The organism is Streptomyces tsukubensis, from assembly GCF_003932715.1.
In the GTDB taxonomy this organism is placed as follows: Bacteria; Actinomycetota; Actinomycetes; order Streptomycetales; family Streptomycetaceae; genus Streptomyces; species Streptomyces tsukubensis.
Genome location: NZ_CP020700.1, coordinates 2,652,070 through 2,675,602, shown reverse-complemented (window position 1 = coordinate 2,675,602; position 23,533 = coordinate 2,652,070). Strand labels below are relative to the sequence as shown.

The window sequence follows — 23,533 nt, the reverse complement described above, 5'->3', positions numbered from 1 at the left end:
CCCGGGCGTTCCCAGGGGAGCGGGGTCATACCCCCGACGGCGTCCGCGTCGTCGTCAGAAAACGCTCCAGCGCCTCGACGGCCAGCGCATGGTCGTCGAGGTGCGACAGGCCGGAGACCGTCACCGCCCCGACCACCCCCGCGCCCGTCACCGTCAGCGGAAACGAACCCCCGAGCGCCGCATACCGTGCCGGGTCGAGCCGGGCGGCCTCCTCGAAGCGTGTGCCCCGGTCGCGGTGCCGGGCCGCCACCAGCAGACTGCTCTCCCCGTACCGCGCGACCACGCGCCGCTTCCGGTCGATCCACGCGTCGTCGTCCGGGCTGGAGCCCGGCAGCGCCGCGTGGAAGAGCTGCTGCCCGCCGCGCCGGATGTCGACCGCCACGGGCGCGTTGCGCAGCCGGGCCATCTCCACGAGCAGGGTGCCCAGCGCCCAGGCGTCCGCATGGGTGAACCGGTCCAGCACGAGCCGCCGCTCCTGCGCGGACAGCTCCTCCACCGTCGGCGCCGTCCCGGCCGCCGGCCGGTCGGGGCCGCCGGGAGCGTCGGGGCCGCTTTCACCGGGCACGGGAGCGGGAGCGGCAGCGGCGGCAGCGGTCATACGGACGGCACCTCCACGGTGATGCCCTCACGGGCGGAACGACGGGCCGCTTCCAGGATGGCCAGGACCGCCGCCGCCTGCTCGGCGGTGACCGGCGGCGGGGTGCCGTTCCGCAGTGCCTCGGCGATCAGGTCGTAGTACGCGGGATAGTCGCCGGGCTCCGCCGGGACCGGCCGTCCCCCGCCGGTCACCGGGGACTCCCCGGCCCCGATCCGGCCCCACCCGGACTCCTCCACCACGCCCCACGGCTCGCCGGGCACCGGCCGCCGCCCCGCCCGCAGCGCGGCCTCCTGCGGGTCCATTCCGTACGAGACATAGCCCGCGCGCGAGCCCAGCACCCGGAAGCGGGGGCCGAGCTGGGCGGCGGTGGAACTCACCCACAGGTGGGAGCGGACACCGCCGGCATGGGTCAGGGCGAAGAACGTGTCGTCATCGGCCTCCGCGCCCCCGCGCCGTACATCGGACTCCGCGTACACCCGTACCACCGGCCCGAACAGGGTCACTGCCTGGTCGACGACATGGCTGCCGAGGTCGTAGAGCAGTCCGCCGATCTCCTGGGGGTCGCCGGACTCCCGCCAGCCGCCCTTGGGCTGCGGCCGCCACCGCTCGAAACGTGATTCGAAACGCTGCACGATCCCCAGCTCACCGCCGGCCACTACCCGCGCGACCGTGAGGAAGTCGCCGTCCCAGCGGCGGTTCTGGAAGACGGAGAGCAGCAGCCCGCGCTCCGCGGCCAGGGCGGACAGATCGCGTGCCTCGGCGGCGGTCGCGGCCAGCGGCTTGTCCACGACGACCGCGAGCCCGGCCCGGAGCGCTGCGGTGGCGAGGGGGACGTGCGTCCGGTTGGGGGACGCGACGACCACGAGGTCGAGTTCACCGGCGCGGCGCCACAGCTCCTCGGGGGACGAGGCGATCCGTACGCCCGGGAACTCCGCCCGCGCCTGCTCCTGCCGTACGGGGCTGGAGGTGACGACCGTATCGAGAACGAGGCCCTCGGCGGCGGCGATCAGCGGGGCGTGGAAGAAGGAGCCCGCCACTCCGTAGCCGACGAGTCCTACGGAGAAGGGCGTATCGGTGCCGGTGCCAGTCATGCCGTCACTTAAGCAACGCTGTTGCCAAAGCGCAAGCAAGGGCGAGAATGGGGGAGTGGGAGAGAACAGTGGGGGCGTTCCGCGCCCCGAGCCGGGAGCGGGCCGCGAACGGCCGGGACCGGCAGCAGCGGAAGTGGCGGCAGACGGTGTGCAGTCCGGCCGTACGACGCGGGGGCGGGCACGGCCGGGCGGCGGATCGGGCGGTACGGGATCCGGAGCTACGGGACCGGGCGGTACGGCGGCGGGCGGGGCGGGATCCGGCGGTACGGGACCGGGCGGTAAGGCCCCGGGGCAGCCGCCGGGCTCCGGACGGGCGGTGGCCGCGGCGGCCGGGAGCCGGGGCGGGGTCAACCTCCCCGTACTGCGCGAACACAACACCGCCCTGGTCCTCGCCCTGCTGCGGAGCGCCCGCGACCGCGGGCTGAGCCGGGTCGGGCTGGCCGCGCGGACCGGGCTCACCCCCCAGGCCGTCAGCAAGATCGTCGCCCGCCTGCGCGCGGACGGACTGGTCGCCGAAGCCGGACAGCGCGCCTCCACCGGCGGAAAGCCCCGCACCGTCCTGCGGCTGGCCCCCGACGCCCGCCACGCCGTCGGGATCCAGCTCGACCGCGACGAGCTGACCGTGGTCCTGGTGGATCTGTACGGAAGCGTGGTCGCCGCCCGGGTCACCCCGCTCGACCTGGGCGCGGGCGCAGGACCGGTCGTGGAGCGGGCGGCCGGTGAGGTGGAGGCACTGCTCGCCACCGGGGCGCGCGGGCGGCATGTGCTCGGGGTGGGGGTCGCGATGCCGGGGCCCCTGGACCATGCGGCCGGAGTGACCCGCCGGGTCACCCGCTTCCCGGAGTGGGACGGCTACCCTCTGCGGGACGCCGTCGCCGCCCGGCTCGCCATGCCCGCCGTACTCGACAAGGACACCAACGCGGGGGCCCTCGGGCTCGAAAGGGACGACCTGGGCCCGGGGGCGGGGCCCGGGGACTCGTACGCCTATCTCCACCTCGGCACCGGCCTCGGCGCCGGGCTCGTCCTGGACGGCGCGATCCACCGGGGCGCCCGCACCGGCGCCGGGGAGTTCGGCCACCAGGTGATCGAACTCGACGGGCCGGAGTGCGGGTGCGGGCGGCGCGGCTGCATCGAGGCGCTCTGCCTGGCGGCCGTCGCCCGCGGGGATCTGACGGAGGCGGCCCGGATACTCGGCGTCGGGGCCGCGAACCTCGTCGCGCTCCTCGACATCGACCGGGTCCTGCTGGGCGGCCGGATCATCGAGAGCGACGAGGCGGTCGCCGAGGTGTTCGTCCGCGAGGTGCACCGCCGTGCCGGGATCCCGGTCGCCCTCGCCGGCGGCGGCCCGTACCTGGTGGCCCGCGGTGCGGCCGAACTCGTCCTCGCCCCGCTTTTCGGCGGTACGACCCCGGGCCCGCTCACCCCGGCCACCGGAATCTGACACCACCCGACCGATACCGGCCCGGAACCCGCGACCGCCCCGCGCCCGCCCCGATCCTCACCGATCGGGATGTCCGACAGTCGGAAAATACGCTGAAGGGGCGGAATCGCCGGGCCTTCCGGTCGGCACCGGGTCGTGGCGCGCCGACGACCGCACCCGCGGGTGCCATCGTCGGGGCGAAGCCCGTCCCCGAACGCAAAGGCCGGTGCACCCCATGCGACCGCGTACCGCACTCGCCGTCGTCGCCGCGACCGCGGCCGCGGCGGTCCTTCTCACCGGGAGCCCGGCACCCGCCGCCACTGCCGACGGCGGTCACGGCGCCCCGCAGGCCCCGCCCGCCGCCTCCGCGCCGCCGTCGCCCGGCCCCGAGGGGCGCCCCGGCCGGGTCCGGGCCGCGGATATCGCCCTCTCCCTCGCCGTGCCCCCGGCCGCTCCGGCCGTGGCCGCCGGAGTGCCCCCCGCGGCCGGCCGGCTGCCCGTCGGCTGCGGGAAGGCCTCCGGCGGGGAGTTCCCCATCGCCACCCGGCTGTACGGCGGACCCGATGTGCACCACCCGGGCACGGGCTTCGAACCATGGGCCGTGGAGCTGACCAACACCACGGGCCGCGCCTGCCGCGAGGTCCACCCCGTCCTCGTCTTCGCCGCCCGCGACCGGGGTCTCTCCCCGGCCCGGATGATGCTGGAGTTCTATGATCCCGGGGCCGCCCGCTGGCGTACCGCACCGCTGGCGGCCACCGAAGAGGACGAGGTCGTGGGGGTCCTCGGCACCCAGCGGGCCAAGGGCGGCGGCTTCACCGTCGGGGCGCGCTCCGCCGTCACGGTCAAGGTCCGGCTGGCCCTCATCGCGGACACCCCGCCCAACCAGGTCACCGTCAACGCGGCCGTCGTCCAGCGGCACGGGAGCGACGGCGACTGGGTGGGCGAATCGGGCGACTACCGGTTCGCCGTGCTGAAGGACCGGGGGACCGGGGCCACCGTCACCCGCGACGAACTCGCGACCACCGGCACCGGCTCCACCCTCCGGCTGGCCGCGGCCCTGGGCATGGTGCTGGCCGCGGGCGGGGTCCTCGTCCTCCTCTCCCGCGGACTGCGCAGGGCCCGCGGCTGACCGGACAGAAGCCGGGCCGTGATCCCGGCCCGCCCCCGGCCGCCGGAAGGCAACCGAGCCCGTATGGCCGCGCCGTGACCCCGGCCCGGTCCGGGTACGTCCGTGACCGGGGCTGTTTCCGGCGGCCCGCCGGTGGCGGCCGGACAACCGGCGGATGATCAGGGCTCGAACAGCAGGCCGGAGGCTGACTAGGCTGTCGGGGTCGGGGGACCACAGAGCCGTGCCTCCGGCATCCCGCACCTCGCGTACGGGACCCGGATCCCCGCCCGGCCGCCGGCCCGGCCCTGGGTCCGGGCCCGCCCCCGTACGCCCCAAGCACGGCAGGAGCCCCCTTGATGGCAGAGCGCAAGCCGATCGAATCCTGGCTTACCGACATGGACGGTGTCCTGATCCACGAAGGCGTGCCGATCCCCGGCGCCGACGCCTTCATCCGCAAGCTGCGGGACACCGGGAAGCCGTTCCTGGTGCTGACGAACAACTCCATCTACACCGCCCGTGATCTGCACGCCCGCCTCGCGCGGATGGGGCTCGACGTGCCGGTGGAGAACATCTGGACGTCCGCGCTGGCCACCTCGCAGTTCCTCGACGACCAGCGGCCCGGCGGTACGGCGTACGTCATCGGCGAGGCCGGTCTGACCACCGCGCTGCACGACATCGGGTACGTCCTCACCGACCACGACCCGGACTACGTGGTCCTCGGCGAGACCCGGACGTACTCCTTCGAGGCGCTCACCAAGGCGATCCGGCTGATCAACGGCGGGGCCCGGTTCATCTGCACCAACCCCGACGAGACCGGACCCTCCACCGAGGGCCCGCTCCCGGCGACCGGTTCGGTCGCCGCGCTGATCACCAAGGCGACCGGCAAGGACCCGTACTTCGCGGGCAAGCCGAACCCCCTGATGATGCGGACCGGGCTGAACGCCATCGGCGCCCACTCCGAGACCAGCGCCATGATCGGTGACCGGATGGACACGGACGTCCTGGCGGGTCTGGAGGCGGGTATGGAGACCTTCCTGGTGCTGACCGGTGTCACGACCCCCGCCGATATCGACCGCTACCCCTTCCGGCCGTCGACGATCGTCGACTCCATCGCGGATCTCGTCGACCGCATCTGAGCCTGAGCCTTCCGCGACCGCGGCGGCCCGTCACCCGAACACCTGGGCCTCCTTCGGCGTCGTGGCACGTCAGAGCGGGGTACGGGGGCAGGGCGCCGACGCTGCGGATGCGGGACACCGCGGAACGCGTGACGCTGTGGCCAGCAGGAGGTGTCACGATGCGTGCAGCAGCGATCGCACTCCGTACGGCCGGGGTCGCCGCAGTCCTGGCCGCTGCGCCGGCCGCCCTGGTCCTGGCGCCCGCGGAGCCCGCCGCCGGTTCCGGGCAGGAGTCGGTACGAGCGGGGATCCCGGCCGCCGCGCCGATGGTGCCCTCGCTGCTCACGCCCCGGGCGGGGCCCGACCCCGCGGTGCTCGTCGAGGCGCGCGGTGCGTCGGACGGCGGAGCCCGTACCAACAGCACCGGCAGCACCGAAAGCACCGGCAGTACGGGCAGCGGTGACGGCGCCGGGCCGGTCGAGACTGCGGTCGACGGGCCCGCCGCCGAGAGCGCCGGGCCCGGTACGGCACATACCGTGATCGGGCTGGTGCTCGCGGGGGTGGCCGCGGTCGTCGTCGCCGTACGGGGAACGCACCGGCGGCGGCGGGCGGAGAGCGGCGGCCGTCCGGCGCGTCACTGAAGCGGCCCGACGGGGGTACGGTCCCCGTCCAACGGCGATTTTCAGCCCCGGACGAGCCCCCGGGCGATGCGGGCATCGGACAGCAACAAGGCCCCCCGCCGATGGCGAAGGGCCTTGTATCGCGTGCGCCGCCAGGGACTCGAACCCCGGACCCGCTGATTAAGAGTCAGCTGCTCTAACCAACTGAGCTAGCGGCGCTTGCTGACGGGAAAACTCTACCGGACCCGCGAGGGTGCTCCGGACCAATATCCCGCCCATCTGATCGCCCCCGGCCTGTCGGATGTTCGTTTTGTCCCTTTTATGGGTCAGACTGCACTCAGCCGTACCCGGTCACGGACATCACGATTCAGCCACGCACGGAGGGGCCAGCCATGGCGGTGCCGGTATTCGAGGAGTACGAACCCGCTCCCGACTGCGACTGTCCCGGGTGCGTCCTCCAGCGCCGGGCGCTCGCGGCCGGGGAACACCCCGCGGCCCATGGCTGCCGCCGGGCGCTCGTGCTGGTCACGGCGGCGGGCGTGGTCCTGGGCGGGGGAGCGGCACAGCCCGCGGCCGCCGATTCCGCAGCGGATGTACGGGCCGGATCGGCGGGCGTCCCGGGCCTGTCCGCCGCGGCGCGTACGGCGGACGCCCCCGAGACCGCGACGAGCACCGAACCGGACAACGAACAGGGCGGGCGGGGCGAGCTCCACGGACGTCCGCTGCCCGGACCGGCCGGGAAACCGGCCGCGCCCGTCACCCCCGCTACCACCCGGGCGGAGATCATCAACCGGGCCAAGGTCTGGGTGGAGGCCGAGGTCCCGTACAGCATGTCCACGTACTGGACCGACGGCTACCGCCAGGACTGCTCGGGCTATGTGTCCATGGCCTGGGGGCTGACCACCAACGAATGGACCGGCAGCCTCGCCCAGTTCGCCACGGAGATCAAAAGGGAGGAGCTCCAGCCCGGGGACATCCTCCTGTTCCACAATCCGGCCAATCCGACCAAGGGCTCGCACGTCACGCTCTTCGGCGGCTGGACCGACTACACGCATGAGTCGTACACGGCGTACGAGCAGACCAAGCCCGCCACCCGGCGGCAGACCACGCCCATGGCGTACTGGAACAACTCCGACAAGTACCTCGCCTACCGGTACAAGGGCGTCACCAGCGCCACCGCCCCGGAGGAACCGGCGGAGCCCGCCACGCCCACCACGCCGCCCACACCCCCGGCTCCCGCCACACCCACCACTCCCACCACGCCGCCCGCACCGACTACGCCCGCGCCGCCCGCCGCCGACGCCTTTCCCGGCGCCCGCTCCTTCGGCCCCGGCGCGAACAACGCGCATGTGACGAGGCTCGGGCAGATGCTCGTCAAGCGCGGCGGCAAGCGGTTCTACACCAAGGGGCCCGGCCCGGTGTGGGGCGAGGCCGACCGCAAGGCGACCCAGGCGTTCCAGCTCGCCCAGGGCTGGCGCGGGACCGCGGCCGACGGCCTGCCCGGCGCCCACACCTGGAAGCTGCTCGTCACCGGCAAGGGGAAGAACATCCCGGCCGCCGTGCCCGCGCCCGCCGCGGCGCCCGCGAAACCGGAGCCCGCGACCCCCGTCGCCGCCCCTTCGCCCGGCCAGGCCCCCGCCGTCCCGCCCTTCCCGGGCTTCGGGGTCTTCCGGCCCGGAGTGTCCAGTCCGGACGTCACCCGGCTCGGCAAACAGCTGGTCGCGCGCGGCTTCGGCCGCCACTACACCAAGGGGCCCGGCCCGGTGTGGGGCGAGGCGGACCGGCGCAATGTGGAGGCGTTCCAGCTGGCCCAGGGCTGGCGCGGCGCGGACGCCGACGGCTACCCCGGGCCCGAGACCTGGCGGCGGCTCTTCGCCCCGGCGCCCGCCAAGGCCTGACCGGCCCGCCCGGACCCGTACCCATCAGCAACGGAGGCGGCAGCCCCGTACCACTCCAGCAGCGGAGGCGGCAGCACCGATGAGCACCAGCACCACCACGTCGGAGCCGGAGGGCCCCGGCGCACCGCACGCCCCACACACCCCGGTCATCGGCCAGGAGACGACCACCGCGATCCCGGTCCACCTGCTCTTCCGCGACGACGACGATGACGCCAACGGCAACGGCAACGGCGCCGTCAGCACCGGCGGGCTCGCAGGGGGCACAGGGATCGGCCGCGGACACCCGGGCCCCGGTGGCCTCCCCGGCGGTGCCGTCCGCACCACCCCGCTCCGTCCGGCCGTGGTCTCCCGCCGCCGGGGCACCGGCGAGCAGCCCCGGGTGGCCCCGGCCGCGGCCCGTACCCCCGTGCCCCGTCCGGTGCCCCCGGCCGCCGACCCCCTGCTCACCGAACGCCCCGGGCCCGCACTCCCCGGCTGGACCGGGGTGATCGCGGCCGCCTGCGCCCTGGCCGGGACCGGTCTGGTGCTGTGGAGCACCGGTGTGCTGCCCGCGGTCGCGCCCCGGCTGCTCGGCCTGCCACCCGCCCCGTACCCCGGAATCGGCCCCGAACTGTGGGGCGCGGTCGTCCTCGGCGTGGTCCTCGCGCTCTTCACCCTCGGCGGCGTCGCCCGCGGCCGGGCCGGACACGCCAGTGTCCTCACCCTCTTCGGCGAGTACCGGGGAACGGTCCGCCGCACCGGGCTGATGTGGGTGAACCCGCTGCTGCGGCGGCGCCGCGTCGACGTCCGGCTCCGGCACTGGCGCAGCGAGCCGATGCCCGCGGTCACCGCGGACGGTACGGCGCTGAGGGCGGTGGTGCTGGTGGTGTGGCGGGTACGGGACACGGCCCGGGCGGTCCTCGGGGTCGAGGACCACGAGGCGTATCTGACCCGGCGGGTCGAGGCGTCGCTGGCCCGGGTGCTCGCCGCACTCCCCGCCGACGCCGGTCGCGGCGAGTCCGGACCGTACGACGCCGGGGCGGTCGGCGGGGCGCTGACGCGCCTGCTGGCCGCCGAGTGCGCCCCGGCCGGCATCGAGGTCTTCTCGGCGCAGCCCACGGCGGTCGAGTACGCCCCCGAGGTCGCGGCGGCGCTCCAGCGCCGCCGGGTCGCGGCGATCGACGCCCGGCACCGGGACTCCGTGCTGACCTCGGTGGTCGACGCGGTGGACGATACGGTCACCCGGCTGACCTCGCGCGGTCTGGTCGAACTCGACGACTACGAGCGCAAGGCCCTTGTCAAGGATCTGACCGTGGCGTTCTACACCGGCCGGTCCACGCCCCTGGAGCGCTGAGTTCCGCCTCCGGTGGCTCCGGGCCTCGGAGCCGTACCGCTGTATGTGATGAAGGGGAAGGCGAGGCTGGGGCATGTATCCCGTGGCCAGAGACCCCATGGAGCCGGAAAATGAAGGTTTCGCAAGGTCTGGACAGGGTGAACTCTGGTCAATACATTGGGTGTTGGTCTAGACCTAGCATGGCGCAGAAGGAGCGCCTCTCGCGGCAGAACTCCCCCCACGGGAACACCCCGCGGCCCCCCACCCCCACCATCACCACGCACTCCCGCACCAAACCCCCCACAGCACGCGTGCAGCACGGCTCACTCGAACTCCCCCACGTTCTCTGGAGCAAGCATGCGCAAAAGGATGACAGCCGCCGCCGTCGGCCTTTTGATGACGGGTGCCACCGTCGTCGCCACGGGCAGCGCCAACAGCCACGGCTACACCGAATCCCCGATCAGCCGCCAGAAGCTCTGTGCCAACGGCACGGTGCAGAACTGCGGTGCGATCCAGTACGAGCCGCAGAGCGCCGAGGGCCCCAAGGGCTTCCCGTCCTCCGGTCCCGCCGACGGCACCATCTGCTCGGGCGGTAACGGACGGTTCTCGCAGCTCGACGACCCGCGCGGCGGTGCCTGGCCCGCCACCCGGGTCAACTCGGGCAGCTACACCTTCTCCTGGCGTTTCACCGCGCCGCACCGCACCAGCGACTTCAAGTACTTCATCACCAAGCCCGGCTGGAACCCCAACTCCAAGATCACCCGCGCCGCTCTGGAGTCCCAGCCGTTCCTGACCGTCAACTACGGCGGTCAGCAGCCGCCGTACACCCTCTCGCACACCGGGACGATCCCGTCCCGTTCGGGCCGGCATGTGATCGTCGCGGTCTGGAGTGTGTACGACACGCAGAACGCGTTCTACGCCTGCTCGGACGTTCAGTTCTAGCGGCGGCATCCGGCCCGGCGCTTCCGGAGTGACCGCACTTCCGGAGTGACCGCCGTTCCGCCGGCCGGGTCGGATATCCGGCCGGCGGGACACCGGTACGGCCCGGCGGGGCTGCCCAGGACGGGGCGGCCCGCCGGGCCATGGCCCGTGGCCGTGCGGTCGTCGAAGACTGATCCGTTCAGTCGTTGAGGCCGATCTGCTGCATCAGGCCGACCAGATCGTAGAAGAGGTTCTCCTCCACGATCATTCCGTCCACCCAGTGCGCCACCGTGCAGAAGTCGACGGCGAAGGCGCGTCCGGTGGGCGGGATCTCCCCGCCCGGGCCCTTCATGGGGCCCGTCATCGTGCCCGTGAAGCGGGCGACCGAGCAGGTCCAGTCGCCCAGGCCGATGAGGACGTGGTACGGGCGGTTGGCCACGTGGTTGTCGGGAAAGGTGGCGAAGAAGGCGATCGCCTCCGCCCGGTGGTCGTGCCGCCCCCGGGTCGGCGCCGGCTGCCCCGGCCAGTGCACGATCGTGTCCGGAGCGTGACGGGAGTCGAAGGTGTCCCAGTCCTGGGCGTTCCACGCATCGTCGAGGCTCTGCATCAGCTGCATGTTCTCTTCGGCGGTCATCGTCGCCTCCCTCATCGGGGCCGGCCGCGGGTGGGCCGGGGTCGGGGACGGACGGGCCGACGCGCGACCATCACTCCAGCAGAACCCGGAGCCGGTGCCCGCGCAAACCGGCCGGACGCCGCCGGGCGGCCCGTCACGGAGAGGGAGCGCGGAAACACCCGAGGCGTCCCGGTCGGAACCGGAACGCCTCGGGTGATCATCTGTGCGCCGCCAGGGACTCGAACCCCGGACCCGCTGATTAAGAGTCAGCTGCTCTAACCAACTGAGCTAGCGGCGCCTGACGACAAAAATACTACCTGGTCCCGGGGGGTGCTCCCGACCATCTGGCGGTCACCGGGGCGCCTCCGCGCGCCCTCCGTACGGCCGCCGGGGCGCGGTGCCCGCGCCCGACCACCGGGCCGGTCCGTCAGAGCGCGAGCGACAGGACCATCGGCGCCGCGTTGCGGTTCAGCGCGTCGGCCGCGGCGCGGAGCCGGTGCGCGTGCTCGACCGGCATGGAGAGCGCCAGACAGCCCACCGCGGAGCCCGCCGTCAGCGGGACGGCGGCGCAGACGGTGCCCACCGCGTACTCCTGGAGGTCGAGCATCGGGACCGTCGGCGGCTGGCTGTCCAGCTTGGAGAAGAGCAGCTGCTCGCTGGTGATCGTCCGCGAGGTGAAGCGGGTGATCTTGTGCCGGGAGAGGTGTTCCCGGCGGCCGTTCGGGTCGAGCTGGGTGAGCAGGCATTTGCCGATCGCGCTCGCGTGCGCCGCGAAGCGGAAGTCGACGTACTCGTTGACCTTGGGGGTGAGCGGGCCGTCCGCGTACTGGGTGACCCGCACCTCGCCGTCGATGTAGCGGCTGACGTACACCGCGGCGCCGACCGTGTCGCGCAGTTCGGCCAGGCTGTGCTGGACCTTCTCCTCGACCGCCCGCTCCTGCGCCGGGCCCGAACCCAGCAGCACCAGGGAGTCGCCGATCGCATAGGCGCCGCCCTCGGCGAGCCGCTCCAGATAGCCCTCGCGGCGCAGCATGTCGAGCATCGGCCCCAGATGGACCGTCGGCAGCCCCGTCTCCCGGGCGATCTGGTCGTCCGAGACCCCGCCGCTGTGCCGGGAGACGGCTTCGAGCACACGCAGTGCGTACTGCACCGACTGGAATGAAACGGTCGGCTCGGGCCTGAGCGCCACGGTCTCCCCCTCAGCAGGTCGTCACCGCAAGCTTCCCCTACCACGATAGCGGTCAATAACCTTCAGAAGCACGGTTGTTGGCCGGAATGCCCGGTGCTGTCACCCCCGTATGCTGCGGCTCTTCTCTTTGGCATATGCCATTGGCATGAACCAGGGGGTGGGGAGGGGAGAGATTCGGCCGGGCGTTCCGGCGTACCCCCGGGCGGGTGGGGCGGGGGTACGACCGGAGGGGACCGCGGTTCAGAGGACCGCGCTCAGGAACTCCTTCGTCCGTTCGTGCTCCGGGGCCGAGAAGATCTTCTCCGGCGGCCCGTACTCCAGCACCCGCCCCTCGTCGAACATCATCACGCAGTCCGAGACGTCCTTGGCGAAGCCCATCTCATGGGTGACGCAGACCATCGTGACGTCCGTACTCCGTGCGATGTCCCGCAGCAGGTCCAGCATTCCGGCCACCAGTTCCGGGTCCAGTGCCGACGTGACCTCGTCCAGCAGCAGCACCTTCGGCCGCATCGCCAGCGCCCGGGCGATCGCCACCCGCTGCTGCTGGCCGCCCGACAGCCGACCGGGGAAGCTGTCCGTGTACGCGCCGAGCCCCACCAGGTCCAGCAGTTCCCGGCCGCGCTCCTCCGCCTCGTCGCGGGAGAGCCCCAGCACATGGACCGGCGCCTCGGTGACGTTGCGGAGCACCTTCATATGCGGGAAGAGGTTGAACTGCTGGAACACCATGCCGATGTTCCGGCGGACCTCCCGGACCTCCTTCTCCCCGGCCGGCCAGAGCCGTTCGCCGCCGACGGTGATGGTGCCCTCGTCGGGTTTCACCAGGGTCATCAGCAGCCGCAGGATCGTGGTCTTGCCGGAGCCCGACGGGCCGATGAGGGTGACGTGTTTGCCCGTGTGGACCGAGAAGTCGAGGGAGTCGAGGACCGTACGCCCCCCGAAACGCTTGGTGACCTTGTCGAACCGGATCAGATCGGGGACGGCGGCCGCTCCGGACCTCCCCGCCCCGGCGGCAGCGGACCCGGTGGGCTCGGTGGGTGTCGGATCCCCGGCGGACTCCGGGGATCCGACGGGCTCGGGGGGCGTGTTCAGCAGTCGGTCAGCGGACAAGGCGACGCTCCAGTGCTCGCAGAAGAAGGGAAGCCGGGAAGGACAGGGCGATGAAGGCGATGCCGACGACCGTGAAGGCCTCCACGGTCAGAAACGTCTCGGCGGCGAACTGGCGGGCCTGGCCGAGCATGTCCATCACCCCGATCACAAAGATCATCGGAGTGTCCTTCAGCATGGCGATGACGTAGTTCCCGAGTGCGGGCACCACCCGCCGCACCGCCTGCGGCAGGATCACCGAACGCCAGGTCAGCACCCGCGGCAGACTGAGCGCGGTGGCCGCCTCCCACTGGCCCGCGGGCACCCCGTCGATCCCGGCGCGGTAGACCTCGGCGGTGTACGTCGAGTAGTGCAGCCCGAGGCCGATCACCCCGGTGGCCATCGCGGAGAGCGTGAGCCCCCACTCCGGCAGCACGTAGTACAGGAAGAACAGCTGCACCAGCAGCGGGGTGTTGCGGACGAACTCCGTCGCCGCCGCCACCGGCCAGCGCACCGCGCGGTACGGGGAGCGCAGCGCCAGCGCCCACACCAGCCCCAGCGCGAAGGCGAGCAGCGCGCCCAGCACCAGCGCCTGGAGGGTGACCAGCAGCCCGTCCCAGAAGCGGGGCATGAAGTCCCCGACCGCGTTCCAGTCCCAGCGCATCAGCGCTCACCTCCTGTCGCTGTCGCTGTCGCTGTCGCTGTCGCTGTTGCAGTCGTCGTGGCCGCGGAAGCCGGTTCTGGCGGGGCCGCGGGGCTCCGGCGGCGGGCCCGGATCCGGTCCCGTACGGATGGTCCGGTGTCCTGTCCGAGACCGGCCTTGGCCCGCCGCTCCAGCAGCCGCATCCCGCGGGTCAGGGTGAAGGCCAGGACGAAGTACATGAGCAGCACCACCGTGTACACCGGAGCGCTGTCCCCGGTGGCGTTCCGTACCAGCGCCGCGCCGAACGCGATATCGCCCACGCCCATCACCGACACCAGGGCCGTGCCCTTGAGCAGCTCCACCAGAAGATTGCCGAACGGGGGGATCATTTCCGGCCATGCCTGCGGCAGCACCACCCGGCGCAGCCGCTGCACCGGGCCGAAGCCCAGGGCGATCCCGGCCTCCAGTTGCCCCGGCGGCACCGCGGCCAGCGCGCCCCGGACGACCTCGGCGCCGTACGCCCCGTACGTCAGACCCAGCGCCAGCACCGCCGCCCACATCGGGACCAGCTGCCAGCCGAAGCCCATCGGCAGCACGAAGAACACCCAGAACATCAGGATCAGCGCCGAAGTGCCCCGGAAGACCTCCACATAGGCACCGGCGGCGAACCGCACCAGCCTGCTGCGATGGGTGCGCGCCGGACCGACGGCGAAGGCGACGAGCACCGAGAGCGCGGCACTGAAGACGGTGAGCTGGACGGTGATCCACACGCCCTTCAGGAGCAGTTCCCACAGCCCCGGGGTGATCTCGCTCATCCCGTACACCTCTCCCGGGCCCTGACGTTCGTCATCTGTGCCTCGCGGAAGCCGAAGGGCCTCATCAGCTCCAGCAGCTCCCCGCTCCGCTTCAGCTTGTGCAGCTCCCGGTTGAAGGCGTCCCGCAGCCGGGTCTCGGGGGAGCGGAAGGCGAAACCGCCGACGTCGATCACCGGTTTCCCGTCCAGATACGGGGTGACCTCGGGCGTCGCCTCGGCCCGTGAGCTGCCTTCGGCGACGTTCCGTACGGCGACGGCGGTACCGGCGAAGACGTCGGCCCGGCCCTGTTCGACCGCGAGCAGCCCGGCCAGCTGGTCGGGCAGGGTCACGACGTCCTTCACCCCGGCCTCCCGGGCGTAGTCGATCTCCGCATAGCCGACCCCGGTCGCCAGCCTGGCCCCGGTCTCTGCCACGTCCGCGAAGCTGCGCAGCTTCTTGGGATTGCCCTTCGGCACCAGGAAGCCGCTGAGCATCCGGTACTCGGGGTCGGAGAAGACGACCTGCTCGCAGCGGGCGGGGGTGATGAACATCCCGGCGCCGACGATGTCGAACTGGAGTGCGTTGAGCCCGGTGATCAGTGAGCCGAACTCGGTGGGGAAGGGCTGTACCTCCGCCACCCCCAGCTCCCGGAAGATCCGCCGGGCGATCACCGGCGAGGAGCCGGTCATCTCGCCGTCCCGGCCGATGTAGCCGAACGGCTGCTCACCGGCCAGCCCCAGCCGTACGGTCCCCTTCGCCCGCAACTGCTCCAGGAGCCGCCCGCCGTCCCCGGCGTCCGCGGTGGCCACTCGGCTGCAGCCGCTGGTCGCGCCCGCGGCGGCCAGGGTGCCCAGGGCGGCAGCCCCGGCGAGCAGGGAGCGGCGGCCGATGTGCGGGCCGTGTGCCGCGGACGGCTCCGATCTTTCCGGTCTGCGGGGTTGCCGTGGCTCGTGGTTCATGGATGACTTGGGTGGCGGGTGGGGCTCGTGAGCATGTCGTCGGGCCATGCCCGCGCGGCTACCCGGACCGCAGTCAGGTATGCGGCCCGGTTGCGGTCCGGGAGGTGTTCCGGGAGATGTGCCAGGAGCTGGCTGCCCCGTCCCGGGAACAACCGGAGTGAACCTCCTGTTGTTTGTCTGCGAGAGCTTGCGGGGGCCGAGCACGGAGGGCTGAGAGCCGGTGAACGACGCGAGGGAAGAAGACGCCGGGGGAGCCGGGGAAGTCGGCGGAGTCGGGGGAGTCGGGGGAGTGCGGGACGGTCTGCGCGGCGATCCCGTCCGGGGTACGGCGCACGGCACCGCGTCCGTACCGCTCTCCGTGCTCGACCTGGTCACCGTGGGGGAGGGCAGGACCGCGACCGACGCCCTGCGGACCAGCGTCGCCCTGGCCCGGCTCGCCGAGGACCGCGGCTACCACCGCCACTGGGTCGCCGAACACCACTCCATGCCCGGAGTCGCCTCCTCCGCCCCGGCCGTGATCCTCGCCCATCTCGCCGCCCGCACCGACCGGATCCGGCTCGGCTCCGGCGGAGTGATGCTGCCCAACCACGCCCCGCTGGTGATCGCCGAGCAGTTCGGCACGCTGGAGGCGCTGGCGCCCGGCCGGATCGACCTCGGGCTCGGCCGCGCCCCCGGGACCGACGGCGCGACGGCCGCGGCGCTGCGCCGCACGGCGCGCGCCGGAGAGGGCGCCGAGGACTTTCCGCAGCAGGTCGCCGAGTTGACCCGGTTCCTCGACGACGACTTCCCCGACGGGCATCCGTACGCCCGGATCCACGCCGTGCCCGGACCGGTCCAGGGCCCGGTCTCCCGGCCTCCGGTCTGGCTGCTGGGCTCCTCCGGCTTCAGCGCCCGGCTCGCGGGCGCGCTCGGGCTGCCCTTCGCCTTCGCCCACCACTTCTCGGCCCGGAACACGGTCCCGGCGCTGGAGCTGTACCGGGACGCGTTCCGCCCGTCGGCAGCGCTGGCTGCCCCGTACGCCCTCATCGGAGTGGCCGCGCTCGCCGCCGACGACGAGCGCGAGGCCCGCCGCCAGGTGCTGACGGGCGCCCTGTCGATGCTGCGGCTGCGCTCCGGGCGGCCCGGGCTGATCCCGACGCCGGAGGAGGCGGAGGCGTATGCCTTCACCCCGCTGGAACGGGAGTTCGCGGACGGCTGGCTGTCGACGATCGTCCACGGCACGCCCGATGCCGTACGGACCGGGCTCGACGAACTGGTGAAGCGGACCGGCGCGGACGAGCTGATGCTGACGTCGAACGTGCACAGCGGCGCGGCGCGGCTCCGCTCGTACGAACTCGTCGCGGACGCCTACGGATTGCCGCGCACCGGAGGCTGAAACCGAGAGATCCGGGCGAACCAGTGCCCCCGGCACGGCCGTTGACGGGGTCCCGGCCGGGGCCGGGAGGCCCGGAGGGGGCTCGTGCGGCGCCGTGATTTCTTTCCGGTGGTTCATCCCTGAACTGTCCGAATGGTCCGTATCATCTGGCCCTTAAATTCCCCTTATCTCGCGCTTAAAGTCCTCGTCAGTCACGGTGAGAAGGCGTTCATCTTCTTCGGCGCACCGCTCTGACGAGGGCTTTTCCCTTGAAATTGGTCTAGTCCCTTTTTGTTGGGAGGTTGGTCGAGACCATTGACTGATGGCTGGCCGAATCGCTATTTCTTTCTCCGGCCCGCCCAACGCCGACCGGCGGGCCCGCACCCCCCGTTCCCCCCACTTCGGAGGCATTACGTGCGCTCCCGCAAACCCTTGATCGCGGCCATGACGACCGCGGCGCTCGCCGCGGGCGTCCTGGCCGGATTCGCCGCGACGGGCAATGCAGCCACCCCCCAGCAGACGGCTGCCACCACCCCCGCCCAGGCCGGTGTGAAGATCGCGTACTACGACCAGTGGAGCGTGTACGGAAACGCCTTCTACCCCAAGCACCTGGACACCCGGGGCATCGCGAACAAGCTGGACATCATCAACTACTCGTTCGGGAACATCCACCCGACCGATCTGACCTGCTTCCAGGCCAACAAGGCCGCGGGCGACGACAACAACCCCAACGCCGGTGACGGCGCGGGCGACTCGTACGCCGACTACCAGCGGACCTTCTCCGCCGCCGACAGCATCGACGGCGTCGCCGACCGCTGGGACCAGCCGATCGCCGGTGTCTTCAACCAGTTCAAGAAGCTGAAGGCCAAGTACCCCCACCTCAAGATCAACATTTCGCTGGGCGGCTGGACGTTCTCCAAGTACTTCCACGACGCGGCCAAGACCGACGCCGCCCGGAAGAAGCTCGTCGCCTCCTGCATCAAGCAGTACATCACCGGTGACGTCCCCAAGGCCGACGGCTACGGCGGCCCCGGCACCGCCGCCGGGATCTTCGACGGCATCGACATCGACTGGGAGTACCCCGGCTCCAACGGCGGCCACCTGGGCAACCACTACGGCCCCGAGGACAAGGCCAACTTCACCCTGCTGCTGGCCGAGTTCCGTAAGCAGCTCGACGCGTACGGCACCGCCAACGGCGGCAAGAAGTACCTGCTGACCGCCGCCATGCCGGCCGGCCAGGACAAGATCAAGCACATCGAGACGGACAAGGTGGGCGCGTACCTCGACTACGCGAACATCATGACGTACGACATGCACGGCGCCTGGAACGGCACCGGCCCGACCTACCACCAGTCGCCGCTGTACTCCCCGCCGTCGGACCCGACCACCCCGATCGCGCCCGGCACCGAGAAGTACTCCATCGACAACTCGGTCCGCGCGTGGATCGACGGCAACCCGGCCTACGGCATCGCGGGCGGCTTCCCGGCGAACAAGCTGACCCTCGGCTACGAGATGTACTACCGCGGCTGGAAGAACGTTCCCGCCGGGGCGAAGAACGGCCTCGGCCAGACGGCCAACGGCGGCAGCGCCCCGCGCCCGCTGAGCCAGGCGGCCGGCATCGCCAACTACAAGGAGCTCGGCGGCATCGTCGACAACCCGGCGACCACCTTCTGGGACGACGAGGCGAAGGCCGCGTACTTCTACAAGAACGGTGAGTTCTTCACCGGTCTCGACAAGCGCGCGATCGACGCCCGGGCCGCCTACGCCAAGAGCAAGGGCCTCGGCGGCGCGATGATGTACTCCCTCATCGGCCTCGACGAGCAGACCAAGCTGCTGAACGACGTCGTCGCGGCGGTCGGCGAGAGCGTCCGCCCGAGCCCGACTCCCACCCCCACCCCGACGCCCACCCCGACCCCGGCCTGTGGCGAAGCCTGGACCGCCACCGGGGTCTACAACACCAACTCCGTCGTCTCCCACAACGGCCGCAAGTGGAAGGCCCAGTGGTGGACCTCGGGCAACGAGCCCGGGACCGGCGGAGAGTGGGGCGTCTGGCGCGACCAGGGGGCCTGCTGACCCCGGCCGGAAAGCCGCGGAACCAGGGGCCGTCCCCCACAGCACCATCCGGCCCCTGAGCACCATCCGGTACCACCCGTACTGACCGCACCACCGGTACCGGAGAACAGAACCACCGTATTCCCCCCACAACACCGCCCCCGCCCGGATGTTCATCCCGGGCGGGGGCGGTACCCATTTCTGCGGGCCTGCGGGGCTGTGGTCGTGCGGGGCCTGCGGTCGTGCGGGACCTGCGGTCGTGCGCCGGGCGCGCGCCGTCAGGCCGGGAGCGCGGTGAGGCCCACCAGCTCCGCGATCCGGTCCGGCGGCACCGCCCGCGAGTAGAGCCAGCCCTGTCCGCTGTCGCAGCCGATGCGCCGCAGCCGCGCCGCCTGCCCGGCGGTCTCCACGCACTCCGCCGTCACGGTCAGCCCCAGCCGGTGCGCCAGCTGCACCAGCGCCTCCACGATCGTCTCGTCGGCCGGGTTCGGATGCGCCTCGTCCTGGAAACCGCGGACGAACGAGCCGTCCAGCTTGAGCGCCGAGACCGGCAGCCGGCTCAGATAGGCCAGATTCGAATAGCCCGTACCGAAATCGTCGATCGCGATCCGCACGCCCATATCGCTCAGGGCCTGGAGCGCCTGCAGCGGCCGCCCCGCCGAACCCATCACCGCCGATTCGGTCAGCTCCAGCTGGAGCAGATGCGGCGGCAGTCCGGTCTCCTCCAGCGTCCGGGCCACATCCGCCACCAGATCCGAGTCCCACACCTGCCGTACGGCGACATTGACGCTCACGAACAGCGGCCGGCTCCCCGGGTGGTCGAGCTGCCAGCGCCGGGCCTGACGACAGGCCGTCCGCAGCACCCAGCGGCCCAGCTGGACGATCGAACCGTCCTCCTCGGCAATTCCGACGAACCGATTCGGCGCCAGTGTCCCGAACCGCGGATGATGCCAGCGCACCAGCGCCTCCACCCCGTGCGTCACCCCGTCCGCCAGCCCCACCAGCGGCTGGTACTCCAGCGCGAACTCGCCCCGCTCCAGCGCCGGGCGCAGCGACGAGGAGAGCGCCTGCCGGGTCATCCGGTGGGCGTTGCGCTCCGGGTCGAACAGCGTCCAGCGGGCCTTGCCGTCCTCCTTGGCCCAGTACAGGGTGGTGTCCGCGGCCTGCATCAGACCCGTCGCCGAGGTTCCGGCCGCCGCCCGCTCCACCACCCCGATCGACGCCGAAACCGACAGCCGCTGCCCGTCGAGGTCGAACGGCCGCTGCAGGGCCGCCAGCACCGATCTGGCGAGATCGGAGAGCTGCTCCGTACCCGTGGACTCCTCGACGAGTACGGCGAATTCGTCGCCTCCCAGCCGGGCCACCAGATGGCCGCCGCCCCGGGACGCGCCCACGCTCTCGGCGCATTCGGCGAGCCGCGCCGCGACAGCGGTCAGCAGCTTGTCGCCGATCCGGTGTCCGAGCGTGTCGTTGACCGCCTTGAAGCCGTCCAGGTCGAGATAGCAGAGCCCGATCCGGCCGGTGGCGCCCCGCTCGTACGCGGCGGACTCCAGCGCGGCCGTGAGCCGTTCGAAGAACAGCGTCCTGTTCGGCAGTTTGGTGACCGCGTCGTGCATCTCCAGATGCCGCAGCCGGGCGCGCAGCTCCCGCCGCTCGCCGATGTCCGTGACGCACAGCAGCGCACCGCGCCCGCCGCCGCCCTTCCCGCCGCCCCGGCCGTTCTCGCCGGGGCCGGTCAGCGGGGTGAGGGTGATCTCCGCCCACAGCGTGCCGCCGTCGGCGCGTTTGACCCGGCGGGTGCAGCAGAGCCGGGGACGCCGGCCGCGCAGCACGTCCCGGTACGTCTTCCGGTCGTCGTGGTCGGCCGCCAGTCCCGTGAGCTCCTCGGCGCTGCGACCCGTCGTGTCCCCGCCGAAGAGCCCGGCGAAGGCCGGGTTCGCCCCGGTGACGAGGCCGTCGGCGCCGACGACGGCCATGGGGAGGTGTGCCGCGTCGAACGCGGCCCGATAGTCCCGCCCGGACCCTGTTCCTTCGGGGGTTCCGCTCACCGCTTTCACTCCCGCAGTGCAGTTGTGTCGTGGATGTGGTCGGAATGCGTCAGACGAGTCGTCGACCGGCCGCGGCGGAAGAGACATGCCGGGGAACGATCGGGAGAGATCCAAAAACAACCTAAAGCAGGGAAACCAAGGTATAGATGTGGAAAGTTGAGGAAAGCTCAGGAACGTTGAGGAAACGGACCAGGGAAAGTGTGCCGATCATAGAGGCTGCCCTGTCGGCCGTTCCACCTTCACCGCCGTGGCGCGGTGTTCCGACAGCCTCTGCCAGATCGTTTCTGCGCACCTCTGTCCGAAGCATTTCGTCTCGTATCCCTGGTCTGATCCATCACTGACCGGAACTGCCGATCCGGATGTTGTCTCCGGTAGCGCCTGTCGTCCGCCGGTCTCAGCTCGGTGTCGGCCCGGTGTCGGAGCGGTCACCCGAGTGGGGCATCGGAAGTGGTCGTATGCCGAGAAACCACCACAAGGTGGTGGAGGTGTCCCTCATTCCGCAGCCATTCCGCAGCCGGAGGTCGACGTGGAGCGTCAGCAGTCACCCACGGGTCCACCCGGGAGTGTGGAAGGCGGGCGTCTGTGCGGATCGGACGGCGCCGGAGCCGGGGGCAGCGGTGGCCGGGGGACCGGAGGGGCCGGTGGTACGGGCGGCGAGCGCAGCCGGACCCGCAGCGCGGCCGCCGCCCTGACCTCCCTGCTGGCACTCGCGGCGACCTCGCTGGTCGCGGGACCGGCCGTGGCCAAGACCTCTTCCGCCTCCTGTGCGCTGGCCCGCACGCCCGCGCACCACTCCCTGGGGCTCGACACCTGGAACACCGCCTATCCCCGGCCCGTCCGGAGCCTCGACGCCGTCATGGTGTTCCTCTCCTTCCCCGACTCGGCCCCGCGCACCACACCGGCGCAGCTGACCGCCGACCATTTCCCCGCCACCAGCGCCTTCTTCGAGCGCGCCTCCTACGGCCGGTTCACCCTCCGGGCCGATCCGCAGCGCGAGTGGGTACGGATGCCGAAGGCGTCCACCGCCTACGGAATACAGCGCGACTGGGACGCCGGGCAGCGGCGGGCCTTCCTCCGGGACGCCCTCGGCACGGCAGACCGCACCGTCGACTTCTCCCGCTACGACATCGTCTATCTGGTCGCGGACCCCGACGCGCCCGGCGTGGACTCCGACGCCACCAAGGTCGTCAACTTCGCCGGCCCCATGACGTACGACGGCACCGCTCTGCGGCGCGTCGTCACGGTCTTCGAACAGCATCCGCCGGACCGGAACGTCCTGGCCCACGAGACCGGACACGTCTTCGACCTGCCCGACCTCTACCAGCGGCCCGTCGACGGCAAGGGCGACTGGGACACCTACGTCGGTGACTGGGACGTCATGGGGAGCCAGTTCGGACTCGCCCCGGACCTGTTTGCCTGGCACAAGTGGAAACTGGGCTGGCTGGACACCAAGGACGTGCGCTGCATCACCCGCCCCGAGCTGATCACCCTGGAGCCGGTCGGCGCGGCACCCGCCCCCGGCGGGGCGCTCGGCACCCGGCTCGCCGTCGTCCGCACCGGCCCCGGCACGGCGCTGGCCGTCGAGGCGCGCGGCGCCGCCGGCAACGACCGGACCACCTGTACCGAAGGCGTCCTCCTCTACCGGGTCCGCGCCGACACCGTCTCCGGCGGCGGCCCGGTCGAGGTGATCGACACCCATCCGGAGACGGAAGCCTGCTGGGACCGCTCGGTCTTCCCGAAGCTGGCGGATGCGCCGCTGGGCGTCGGAGAAACGTTCACTCTCGCCGGGGGGTCCGGCGAACGGATCCGGATCGAAGTGACGGACCGCACCGCCACCGGCGCCTGGACCGTCAAGATCAGCACCGGGTGAACGCCGGACGCCCGCCCGGAGCACGAAAAAGCCCCCTCGCTCTCGCGAGGGGGCTTTCTCCGTCTGTGCGCCGCCAGGGACTCGAACCCCGGACCCGCTGATTAAGAGTCAGCTGCTCTAACCAACTGAGCTAGCGGCGCCTGCTGACGTCGTAGACATTAGCACCCTGGTCCGGGAGAGGAGAAATCGGTCCGTACGGCCCCGCCGGGGTGCCCGTACGGACGGCCGCGGCAGCGGTCCGCGCCGCCTTCACCGCCCGTACGCAGGCCCAGAGCAGCACCTCGGGGCCGGGCAGCCAGGGGTGCCGGCTGCCCGGCGCGACCAGCCACCGCGGCACCGACCCCGGGTCGCCCCCGCCCGGTGCGGCCAGCGGAGGGACCGTGACGGCGTCCCCCCGGCCGTGGAACATCAGCGCCGGAACATAACCGCCCCACTCCTCCCAGCTCAGCAGGGCCGGCAGCCGGGACGACGTACCCGGCGCCGTGAAGACCAGCACCCGGCCCCGGTGCGCCGCGACCGGACCCGATCCCGGGCCCTCCTCCCAGATCCGGTCCAGCAGCAGCCGCCCGAACACCGCGGGCGCGCTCACCACGTCGAAGAGCCGCCCGCACGACAGCACGGCGGGCACCCCGGGACGCCGCTCCCAGAGCAGGCGCGGGCTCGCCCCCGCGGCGGCCAGCCAGTCGGCCCCCGCGGCCGTGATCCGGTCCGCCCCCCGCGCGCTCTCCTGCCGGATCCGGGCGAAGAACTCCGTACGGTCCTCCTCTCCGGAAGGGTGCGGCATGCCGTGGTCGTCCCGTAACGGTGCACTCGTGGAGGCGCTCATACTCCAGGTGTACCGGGAG

The 23,533-nt window shown here is 72.2% G+C and carries 20 protein-coding genes and 3 tRNA genes; 10 read left to right on the top strand and 13 right to left on the bottom strand.

Annotated elements, in window-relative coordinates:
- Positions 1 to 25: 25 nt before the first annotated feature.
- Both B7R87_RS10140 and B7R87_RS10135 read right to left on the bottom strand, forming a co-directional pair.
- Positions 26 to 598 (bottom strand): heme-degrading domain-containing protein, encoded by a 573-nt coding sequence (locus tag B7R87_RS10140; RefSeq protein ID WP_006349136.1) that lies wholly within the window; start codon positions 596 to 598, stop codon positions 26 to 28.
- Entirely contained in the window at positions 595 to 1,689 is a 1,095-nt protein-coding gene (locus B7R87_RS10135; RefSeq protein ID WP_006349137.1) for a Gfo/Idh/MocA family oxidoreductase, read from the bottom strand. The genes B7R87_RS10140 and B7R87_RS10135 overlap by 4 nt, the downstream gene beginning before the upstream one ends.
- Positions 1,690 to 2,005: 316 nt before the next feature.
- On the opposite strand from B7R87_RS10135, the gene B7R87_RS10130 reads away from it, so the two are divergent.
- The 4 genes from B7R87_RS10130 (at position 2,006) to B7R87_RS10115 (ending at position 5,973) form a co-directional block, all read left to right on the top strand.
- Positions 2,006 to 3,130: an ROK family transcriptional regulator gene (locus B7R87_RS10130; RefSeq protein ID WP_233168804.1), complete on the top strand. Its 1,125-nt coding sequence runs from the start codon at positions 2,006 to 2,008 to the stop codon at positions 3,128 to 3,130.
- A gap of 214 nt (positions 3,131 to 3,344) precedes the next feature.
- Positions 3,345 to 4,238, top strand: a complete 894-nt coding sequence (locus B7R87_RS10125; protein ID WP_187144564.1) for a hypothetical protein — start codon at positions 3,345 to 3,347, stop codon at positions 4,236 to 4,238.
- 335 nt (positions 4,239 to 4,573) lie between these two features.
- Positions 4,574 to 5,353 (top strand): HAD-IIA family hydrolase, encoded by a 780-nt coding sequence (locus B7R87_RS10120; RefSeq protein ID WP_006349140.1) that lies wholly within the window; start codon positions 4,574 to 4,576, stop codon positions 5,351 to 5,353.
- 158 nt (positions 5,354 to 5,511) lie between these two features.
- Entirely contained in the window at positions 5,512 to 5,973 is a 462-nt protein-coding gene (locus B7R87_RS10115; protein WP_006349141.1) for a hypothetical protein, read from the top strand.
- Between the two features lie 124 nt (positions 5,974 to 6,097).
- Here B7R87_RS10115 and B7R87_RS10110 read toward each other — a convergent pair.
- Positions 6,098 to 6,171: transfer RNA gene (locus tag B7R87_RS10110), tRNA-Lys, on the bottom strand.
- 173 nt (positions 6,172 to 6,344) lie between these two features.
- Between B7R87_RS10110 and B7R87_RS10105 the strand changes: the two genes are divergently transcribed.
- From B7R87_RS10105 to B7R87_RS10095, 3 genes are all read left to right on the top strand, one after another.
- Positions 6,345 to 7,850: a peptidoglycan-binding protein gene (locus B7R87_RS10105; RefSeq protein ID WP_130584628.1), complete on the top strand. Its 1,506-nt coding sequence runs from the start codon at positions 6,345 to 6,347 to the stop codon at positions 7,848 to 7,850.
- A 79-nt stretch (positions 7,851 to 7,929) separates the two neighbouring features.
- Positions 7,930 to 9,183, top strand: coding sequence for an SPFH domain-containing protein (locus B7R87_RS10100; protein WP_130584627.1), 1,254 nt, complete (start codon positions 7,930 to 7,932; stop codon positions 9,181 to 9,183).
- Positions 9,184 to 9,519: 336 nt separating this feature from the next.
- Complete coding sequence (locus B7R87_RS10095) at positions 9,520 to 10,104, top strand: lytic polysaccharide monooxygenase auxiliary activity family 9 protein (RefSeq protein WP_040916222.1); 585 nt, start codon at positions 9,520 to 9,522, stop codon at positions 10,102 to 10,104.
- Positions 10,105 to 10,282: 178 nt separating this feature from the next.
- On the opposite strand, the gene B7R87_RS10090 is transcribed toward B7R87_RS10095, so the two are convergent.
- The 7 genes from B7R87_RS10090 to ehuB all read right to left on the bottom strand — a co-directional run bounded on the left by B7R87_RS10090 (position 10,283) and on the right by ehuB (position 15,364).
- Positions 10,283 to 10,717, bottom strand: coding sequence for an ester cyclase (locus B7R87_RS10090; RefSeq protein ID WP_006349145.1), 435 nt, complete (start codon positions 10,715 to 10,717; stop codon positions 10,283 to 10,285).
- Positions 10,718 to 10,920: 203 nt separating this feature from the next.
- Positions 10,921 to 10,994: transfer RNA gene (locus B7R87_RS10085), tRNA-Lys, on the bottom strand.
- Positions 10,995 to 11,123: 129 nt separating this feature from the next.
- Positions 11,124 to 11,885, bottom strand: a complete 762-nt coding sequence (locus tag B7R87_RS10080) for an IclR family transcriptional regulator (protein WP_040916224.1) — start codon at positions 11,883 to 11,885, stop codon at positions 11,124 to 11,126.
- Between the two features lie 240 nt (positions 11,886 to 12,125).
- Positions 12,126 to 12,854 carry an amino acid ABC transporter ATP-binding protein gene (locus tag B7R87_RS10075; protein WP_040916227.1) on the bottom strand — a complete coding sequence of 243 codons (729 nt, stop codon included), beginning with the start codon at positions 12,852 to 12,854 and terminating at the stop codon, positions 12,126 to 12,128.
- 127 nt (positions 12,855 to 12,981) lie between these two features.
- On the bottom strand, positions 12,982 to 13,632 hold the full coding sequence (gene ehuD, locus B7R87_RS10070; protein ID WP_006349148.1) for an ectoine/hydroxyectoine ABC transporter permease subunit EhuD: 651 nt from the start codon (positions 13,630 to 13,632) through the stop codon (positions 12,982 to 12,984).
- Positions 13,632 to 14,426: an ectoine/hydroxyectoine ABC transporter permease subunit EhuC gene (gene ehuC / locus B7R87_RS10065; protein ID WP_040916225.1), complete on the bottom strand. Its 795-nt coding sequence runs from the start codon at positions 14,424 to 14,426 to the stop codon at positions 13,632 to 13,634. The genes ehuD and ehuC overlap by 1 nt, the downstream gene beginning before the upstream one ends.
- Positions 14,423 to 15,364, bottom strand: coding sequence for an ectoine/hydroxyectoine ABC transporter substrate-binding protein EhuB (ehuB, locus tag B7R87_RS10060; protein ID WP_045853068.1), 942 nt, complete (start codon positions 15,362 to 15,364; stop codon positions 14,423 to 14,425). Before ehuB ends, ehuC begins: the two co-directional genes overlap by 4 nt.
- Before the next feature lie 289 nt (positions 15,365 to 15,653).
- Here ehuB and B7R87_RS10055 point away from each other — a divergent pair, with 289 nt between their 5' ends.
- Together B7R87_RS10055 and B7R87_RS10050 are read left to right on the top strand one after the other, a co-directional pair.
- Positions 15,654 to 16,739, top strand: a complete 1,086-nt coding sequence (locus B7R87_RS10055) for an LLM class flavin-dependent oxidoreductase (protein WP_130584669.1) — start codon at positions 15,654 to 15,656, stop codon at positions 16,737 to 16,739.
- Positions 16,740 to 17,162: 423 nt separating this feature from the next.
- Positions 17,163 to 18,791, top strand: a complete 1,629-nt coding sequence (locus B7R87_RS10050) for a glycosyl hydrolase family 18 protein (protein ID WP_040916234.1) — start codon at positions 17,163 to 17,165, stop codon at positions 18,789 to 18,791.
- Between the two features lie 257 nt (positions 18,792 to 19,048).
- Here B7R87_RS10050 and B7R87_RS10045 read toward each other — a convergent pair whose 3' ends face one another.
- Positions 19,049 to 20,905 (bottom strand): putative bifunctional diguanylate cyclase/phosphodiesterase, encoded by a 1,857-nt coding sequence (locus tag B7R87_RS10045; RefSeq protein ID WP_078902351.1) that lies wholly within the window; start codon positions 20,903 to 20,905, stop codon positions 19,049 to 19,051.
- Between the two features lie 478 nt (positions 20,906 to 21,383).
- Between B7R87_RS10045 and B7R87_RS10040 the strand changes: the two genes are divergently transcribed.
- Entirely contained in the window at positions 21,384 to 22,688 is a 1,305-nt protein-coding gene (locus B7R87_RS10040) for a M6 family metalloprotease domain-containing protein (protein WP_006349155.1), read from the top strand.
- 66 nt (positions 22,689 to 22,754) lie between these two features.
- On the opposite strand, the gene B7R87_RS10035 is transcribed toward B7R87_RS10040, so the two are convergent.
- Together B7R87_RS10035 and B7R87_RS10030 are read right to left on the bottom strand one after the other, a co-directional pair.
- Positions 22,755 to 22,828: transfer RNA gene (locus B7R87_RS10035), tRNA-Lys, on the bottom strand.
- Positions 22,819 to 23,472 (bottom strand): hypothetical protein, encoded by a 654-nt coding sequence (locus B7R87_RS10030; RefSeq protein ID WP_006349156.1) that lies wholly within the window; start codon positions 23,470 to 23,472, stop codon positions 22,819 to 22,821. The genes B7R87_RS10035 and B7R87_RS10030 overlap by 10 nt, the downstream gene beginning before the upstream one ends.
- Positions 23,473 to 23,533: the final 61 nt, after the last annotated feature.

Excerpts from the sequence above, each read along its gene's own strand:
- ehuC (WP_040916225.1), bottom strand. The coding sequence starts at position 14,426 with ATGAGCGAGATCACCCCGGGGCTGTGGGAACTGCTCCTGAAGGGCGTG.
- B7R87_RS10030 (WP_006349156.1), bottom strand. The coding sequence starts at position 23,472 with ATGCCGCACCCTTCCGGAGAGGAGGACCGTACGGAGTTCTTCGCCCGG.
- B7R87_RS10045 (WP_078902351.1), bottom strand. The coding sequence starts at position 20,905 with ATGTCTCTTCCGCCGCGGCCGGTCGACGACTCGTCTGACGCATTCCGA.
- B7R87_RS10135 (WP_006349137.1), bottom strand. The coding sequence starts at position 1,689 with ATGACTGGCACCGGCACCGATACGCCCTTCTCCGTAGGACTCGTCGGC.
- B7R87_RS10050 (WP_040916234.1), top strand. The coding sequence starts at position 17,163 with ATGACGACCGCGGCGCTCGCCGCGGGCGTCCTGGCCGGATTCGCCGCG.
- B7R87_RS10140 (WP_006349136.1), bottom strand. The coding sequence starts at position 598 with ATGACCGCTGCCGCCGCTGCCGCTCCCGCTCCCGTGCCCGGTGAAAGC.
- B7R87_RS10125 (WP_187144564.1), top strand. The coding sequence starts at position 3,345 with ATGCGACCGCGTACCGCACTCGCCGTCGTCGCCGCGACCGCGGCCGCG.
- B7R87_RS10105 (WP_130584628.1), top strand. The coding sequence starts at position 6,345 with ATGGCGGTGCCGGTATTCGAGGAGTACGAACCCGCTCCCGACTGCGAC.
- B7R87_RS10095 (WP_040916222.1), top strand. The coding sequence starts at position 9,520 with ATGCGCAAAAGGATGACAGCCGCCGCCGTCGGCCTTTTGATGACGGGT.
- B7R87_RS10090 (WP_006349145.1), bottom strand. The coding sequence starts at position 10,717 with ATGACCGCCGAAGAGAACATGCAGCTGATGCAGAGCCTCGACGATGCG.
- B7R87_RS10120 (WP_006349140.1), top strand. The coding sequence starts at position 4,574 with ATGGCAGAGCGCAAGCCGATCGAATCCTGGCTTACCGACATGGACGGT.
- ehuB (WP_045853068.1), bottom strand. The coding sequence starts at position 15,364 with ATGAACCACGAGCCACGGCAACCCCGCAGACCGGAAAGATCGGAGCCG.
- ehuD (WP_006349148.1), bottom strand. The coding sequence starts at position 13,632 with ATGCGCTGGGACTGGAACGCGGTCGGGGACTTCATGCCCCGCTTCTGG.
- B7R87_RS10100 (WP_130584627.1), top strand. The coding sequence starts at position 7,930 with ATGAGCACCAGCACCACCACGTCGGAGCCGGAGGGCCCCGGCGCACCG.
- B7R87_RS10115 (WP_006349141.1), top strand. The coding sequence starts at position 5,512 with ATGCGTGCAGCAGCGATCGCACTCCGTACGGCCGGGGTCGCCGCAGTC.